Annotated in this window: 1 protein-coding gene; it reads right to left on the bottom strand. The window is 67.2% G+C overall.

What is annotated here, in order from left to right; all coding sequences use genetic code 11:
• Positions 1 to 305 (bottom strand): insulinase family protein (locus tag EN818_RS31740; RefSeq protein ID WP_135906730.1); only part of this gene is annotated, 305 nt, incomplete at both ends.

Here is a 305-nt window from a genome sequence, read left to right as displayed (position 1 = left end):
CCGTTTCACGCCTGGCCAGGCAAGCTGCAGCGAGGTCTGCGGCAGGTCGTAGTTCACTTCCAGCTGCTGGCCAAGCTTGGGCGCGACGTCGGCGACCGGGGCCAGCGTCTGCTTGTCCGGCAGTTCGCCGAACACCTCGTCCAGCTTGCCGCCCAGCGTGGCGGCGTCGATATCGCCCACCACCGCCACATGCAGGCCGGCGCGCGCGAAATTCGCTTTGTGGAAAGCCCTGAGGTCTTCGGCGGTGATGGTGGCGAGGCTCTCCTTGGTGCCCTGATCCGGCCGCGCATAGGGATGCTCGCCAT

It is taken from the genome of Mesorhizobium sp. M3A.F.Ca.ET.175.01.1.1 (assembly GCF_004791945.1).
Taxonomy (GTDB): Bacteria; Pseudomonadota; Alphaproteobacteria; order Rhizobiales; family Rhizobiaceae; genus Mesorhizobium.
This window is presented reverse-complemented; position numbering and strand designations above follow the sequence as displayed.